General features: G+C 46.4%; 5 protein-coding genes. 2 read left to right on the top strand and 3 right to left on the bottom strand.

Features of this window, described 5'->3' with window-relative positions:
- Positions 1-8: 8 nt before the first annotated feature.
- On the bottom strand, positions 9-557 hold the full coding sequence (locus C7B77_RS23560) for a phycobiliprotein lyase (RefSeq protein WP_106310673.1): 549 nt from the start codon (positions 555-557) through the stop codon (positions 9-11).
- Positions 558-938: 381 nt separating this feature from the next.
- On the opposite strand from C7B77_RS23560, the gene C7B77_RS23555 reads away from it, so the two are divergent.
- Positions 939-2,204, top strand: coding sequence for a serine hydrolase (locus C7B77_RS23555; RefSeq protein ID WP_106310671.1), 1,266 nt, complete (start codon positions 939-941; stop codon positions 2,202-2,204).
- A gap of 111 nt (positions 2,205-2,315) precedes the next feature.
- On the opposite strand, the gene C7B77_RS23550 is transcribed toward C7B77_RS23555, so the two are convergent.
- Entirely contained in the window at positions 2,316-3,719 is a 1,404-nt protein-coding gene (locus C7B77_RS23550) for a sensor histidine kinase (RefSeq protein WP_146138473.1), read from the bottom strand.
- A gap of 361 nt (positions 3,720-4,080) precedes the next feature.
- Here C7B77_RS23550 and C7B77_RS23545 point away from each other — a divergent pair, with 361 nt between their 5' ends.
- Entirely contained in the window at positions 4,081-4,407 is a 327-nt protein-coding gene (locus C7B77_RS23545; RefSeq protein WP_106310667.1) for a DUF3155 domain-containing protein, read from the top strand.
- 81 nt (positions 4,408-4,488) lie between these two features.
- Here the strand turns inward: C7B77_RS23545 and C7B77_RS23540 are convergent, their stop codons facing one another.
- On the bottom strand, positions 4,489-5,022 hold the full coding sequence (locus tag C7B77_RS23540) for a cofactor assembly of complex C subunit B (RefSeq protein WP_106310665.1): 534 nt from the start codon (positions 5,020-5,022) through the stop codon (positions 4,489-4,491).
- Positions 5,023-5,231 lie beyond the last annotated feature (209 nt).

Raw genomic sequence — 5,231 nt, 5'->3', positions numbered from 1 at the left:
GTTCGCACTTAAACCCTAATCCGCTTTTCTAAATACTGCCCGATCGTTACTTGTTCGCCAGCACGGGAGATAATTGTTTGACGAGTGCGATACTTCTCGCCGACTAATTTGATTTCTTCTTCAAATACCGAACCTTGATATTCTGTTTTCAGGCACATCGTTTCGGGATTGGGGAAATGATAAATAGCGGTAACTGGTTTGGGGGTAGCAAAACCGCGATCGCGATAGAGAATATTTCCTAAAGCTCCAAATAAGGTACTGCCTTTAGAAGCTTTTTTGCCTGTGACTGAATCGCGACTCTCCCAATGAACTTCGCTCCCACAGACAAGCGCGAATTCATCCAACTCGTGTAAGCGAGCTAATTGTTGCAATTGAGCACAACCAGCTTCGAGAAATTTTATCTCGATCTCGCTGACTACCTCTTGAGTATCTCCGTGGGGAAGCGTATAGTAGCGGCGTTCGGATAACCAGTTACCAGCCGAGCTGCGAAAAAATTTGGCAACTAGCGATTCTTCGGTGGTAAATGTAGCTGGTAAATTGTGGATACCTTTAGTCATAAACTTGCTCCTCACGTAATTAGATACACAAATTAGGTTTTAGATCTAAAACCTTTAATAGTTCTTAATATAGCGATAATTGTTTCCAGTTGACCATAGCACTTGTTACAGAAATTTTGTCGATCGCCTTTTAAGCTAGTCTCAGCAACAACTCGAACGATTTTTGCTCTTAAGAGTTAATTGACGCGAGGAGCCTAAAAATGTTAATCATCATCTGGGTGAAAACTAAAACCGGAATCGGTAGCCTCACCTTAAATGTGTGACTGCACATTTATGACATCGCTTTTTAAAAATCAAAATTGTGGCGTCCTCATAACTTTAGTTCTCACAGTTACCAGCGCGTCCAGAAATAGCTCTACCATTACATCCCGTCCTCACCCTATGAAACTAAATTGGCTCCTCACCGGACTGATTAGCAGCGCGTGCTTATTTGCCGCACCAGCGCGAGCAAGCACATTTACTGGCTGGGAATTCAAACCCGATCGCAATCAACTGAACTTTGGTACCGATACTGGAGTTCAGCCTAAAGCGACCTTGCTCGATGGCCCCTACCGCTTGGTTGTCGATCTACCAGGTACCAAAATGACCGCAGCAACAGTGCGCAAGCAATACGGCGCGGCGGTGCGAGAAGTGCGAATCGCCCAATCCGATCGCAATACTACGCGCTTGGTGATGGAGTTGGCTCCAGGTTACGGTGTGAGTCCGCAGAATATTATTATTCGCAGCGATATTCCCTCGCGCTGGTCGATAAAATTGCGAACGATCCAGCGGGGTGTTTCGACAGCTAGCACGGGTACGATTCAGACAGTCCCCATCGCGCCAATTATCTTTGCTGGCGTCGTACCCATCGGCAAGGAAATGACCGTCCTTAAGAGCCAAATTAAGACCCTAGCGGCGAAGTATGGTTCGATCTCGCCAGGGATGTTTTTTATGGAAGTGGATACGGGCAATTATCTAGATATTAATGGCGAGAAGAGTTTTCCGGCGGCAAGTACGATTAAGTTGCCAATTTTGATGGCATTGTTTCAAGCTGTCGATAGTGGGCAAGTTAAGCTAGATGAAAAGCTGACAGTCAGACGCGATTTAATTACTGGTGGTTCGGGAGAACTGCAAAATAGTCGTGGGGCCAAATTGAGCGTGTTTCAAACTGCCACGAAGATGATCGCCATTAGCGATAATACGGCGACAAATATGATTATTGACAGGTTAGGCGGACGCAAAGTTCTTAATAGTAAGTTTAAGAGTTGGGGCCTACGTAAAACAGTTATCAACCGGATGTTAGGAGATTTTAAAGGCGCAAATACGACTAGTCCCGCCGATTTGGTGAGAGTGTCGGCATTACTTGCCAAGCGACAATTAATTACGGAAACTAGTCGCAGCAAAGTTTTAGATATTCTCAATCAAACTGCCAATCGCAAGCTATTACCCGCTGGTTTGGGTAAAGGTGCGGCGATCGCACATAAGACGGGGACGTTGGGGCGGTTAATTGGGGATGCAGGGATTATTGAGATGCCCAATGGCAAGTTATATTTGGCGGGAATTTTTGTGAAGCGTTCTTTTAACGATGTGCGCGCTCGCAATTTCGTGCAGGCGGTGTCGAAGTTGACTTATAACTATATTAACAATCGACAGGTAAGTCAGAAGTAATTGAGAATTGATAACGCCATTCCTGAGACTATAAGTCTCAGGACAATCGTACAGTCTCAGCTTTAGACTGTATGATGGGCCGTGCCAGCCCTACTTCTCATTAACGATCGATTATCCATCATTCACTAATTGCAACCACAGCATAAATTCCGTACCGCGATCGTCACCTGGTGGGGGGCTTTTTACTTCTAATTTACCATGCATGTGCGTGACCAATTCTTTGGCGATCGCGAGTCCCAACCCAGTGCCTGCAATACTTCCTTGGGCTTGGACGCCACGATAATGGCGGGTAAATAATTTGTCCAAATCTTGTGCGGGAATTCCTACCCCTGTATCGCGGATACAGATTTGGATGCGTGCTGGTTGGGGTACATCTGGTAGATCGATCGCCGTGGCAACTAGTTCGACATCAACATCGACTTCGCCGCCAGCGGGTGTATATTTCAAGGCATTATCGATCAGATTGCTCAATACTTCTCTTAAGGCGGCTGGATGGGCTTGAACTAATGGTAAATCGCGTGGTATATGCGTATAAAAAGTTAAATTGCGATCTTGAGCGATCGCTTCAGCCGATGTAATTAAAGGGTCGAGGACATCTGTTAATTGACAAGATTCGATCCGAAAAGCTGCATCGGGAAGTAATAAATTGGCATTAGAAACATTAGCTTCTTCCTGACTCGATGGTAATGGTTTGATGCGATCGGTTTTAGCATCGCTATCCTTGATTAACGGCAGATCGATCGCATTTTCTAAATGGGTTAACAGTTCTTGTAATCGATCGCTTTCACGGACGATACTACTTGCAAACCCGCGATCGGTTTCACCAATCTGCAAGCGTTTGATTAATAATTTACCAAATGTCCGAATCGCAGTAAGTGGATTGCGGAGTTGGTGCAAAAGATTGTGTAAAAGATTTTGTTGCTGAAGTTGCAATTGCTGCTGTTGTTGCAATTCGAGCCTCAGCCAATTGTGCTTGCGATCGATAATGCCCGCTAGCGCGATCGTTTGAGCGATATGCTTGATTTCGGTCTGTTCGAGCGAGTTCCAAGGTTGAGTTTCGCGAGTGGTCGCTAGCAGCCCCAATATCGTCCCCTCAGACACCAGTGGTAAGAGCAATTGATGTCGCTTGCTGCGATCGTCTTCAGCAGTCCTCTCCGGCGATTGTAGCGGGGCGAATGTGGCAAGTTGACTATTTCTGTCGGCTATTTGCCTAGCGGATTCCACATTGGTGTAGCGACGGTGGCGATTTTCTCGATTCGATCGATCGGATTTTGGTTCTGTGGCAATGGATGGTGTCGAGAGCACAGAGCGATCGGATATCGCTCGATCCATGACCTCCGACCAGCCGCCCCCAGCTTCGGGATAGACTACTAGCGGTAATAATTTTGACTCCCCACCGCCTTCTAGTTCCTGGGTCATGTACACGACGCTCAGGCTCGCACCCAAGCCTTCGGCTAACAGTCTTAGCTGTGCGCGACATAAAGCCATGAATTCCGAACTCGCAGGTGTAGGCACGATCGTTGCTTAGTGGTGCGTGGGGTGTTGTCAATTTAACGCAACTACGATGTTTGTAGCTGTTCTTCACTTATTTTGCCACGATTGGCATAAGTTAGCGATAGCAGCCACTCTTTACCATAGCCTCTGTGGAAGAGAGTCGAGAGTTAAACTCCGAATTATGCAAAGAATTATTAAGATTATTAAAATATTTTGCCCTTAAAACCCTCGATAAATTTTAGTTTTTCTTTATATTGGTGGATTTGAGCGGATTAAGAAGGTATTTTGTAGGGGCTTGAGTTTTTATGATGAAGCGGATAGAATAGCGACGGCTTTTGTAACAGGCATTACATCTGTCTGAACCAAAGAGGAGGTAAGACGGTTGGCTAGAAGACGCAAACGGAAAAGTCGGAGACGTCAAGAAGGGCGAAGAATTTTGGAGCAGGTGCCACAGTTCAGCATTGAAAGTGGCGAAGATAAACCTGTTACTGCTGCGCGGAAATATATCTTATCAGAAGGTATTACTCCTCCAGCACTCTTGTTGGTGAAACGCAACGAACACACGACAGATCGCTATTTCTGGGCAGAAAAAGGTTTATTTGGCGCGCAATACGTCGAAGAAAACCATTTTCTATTCCCCAGTCTGCGATCGCTAGAGCCAGAAACAGAAAGTCAACAACTAGTAACTGTTGGCAGCAGTACCTACTAGCTAGTTGACTTTCTGGGCATCAAATAAATCTCTATTGTTTTCTAAGCGAGCACTCAAATCGATCGGATTTGGGTGCTTTTTTTATTCTATATCTTCATGGGCACTTAATTGCAGTGTAGATTGAAATACAGCTAATTCATCTCGATGTCCGCTTATTTTAATCGAAGTCAGGGGTGGCGTAGCCTCTGAAACTTCGACCTTGAGCCGAACTTGCTCGGTACGCGCCGAGCCTTGCCAATAAAACCAGCCAGCCAAAGGTGCCAACAAGAGCAAGAGCAAGAACAGTTTACCAAAATCCGGTAACAACATTGATAACACCAAGGACAAACATAACGCCCCAATGGCGGCTAAAGCAGTCAGCAACGCGGTGAGAAACACACTCGGACGCACGACGCCCTCAAAAGTCACAATCTCGGTATCGCGATCGACCGCCGCAATCCGGTAAGCTCGATCTGTAAAATATGCTTCCAATCGCGGTAATAAAGCCGCTTCTGGTTCGTTTGTCTCTAAAACCATTTGCTCGATTCGATCCTTAGTCGAAGCCCGAATAAAGAAAAATAACCCCACCGCGAGCAGGAGCGTGAGGATAAAGGTGGAGGTGAGGACAGTGTTCATTGAGGAGAGTTGGGAGTTGGGAGTTGGGAGTTGCGGCTCGCGCTCGTCGGCTTTGCCGACGGTTCAGCGAGACAGCGACGCATCGAACGGGAGGTTCCCTCCCGTTTGTGTGCGTCAAGACAAGACAGGGAGTTGGGGGGTAATGGGTAATGGGTAATGGGTAATGGGTAATGAATGCGTGGACTGTAGCACCGCAGGATGGATATCAA

It is taken from the genome of Chamaesiphon polymorphus CCALA 037 (assembly GCF_003003845.1).
Lineage (GTDB): Bacteria > Cyanobacteriota > Cyanobacteriia > Cyanobacteriales > Chamaesiphonaceae > Chamaesiphon > Chamaesiphon polymorphus.
This window is presented reverse-complemented; position numbering and strand designations above follow the sequence as displayed.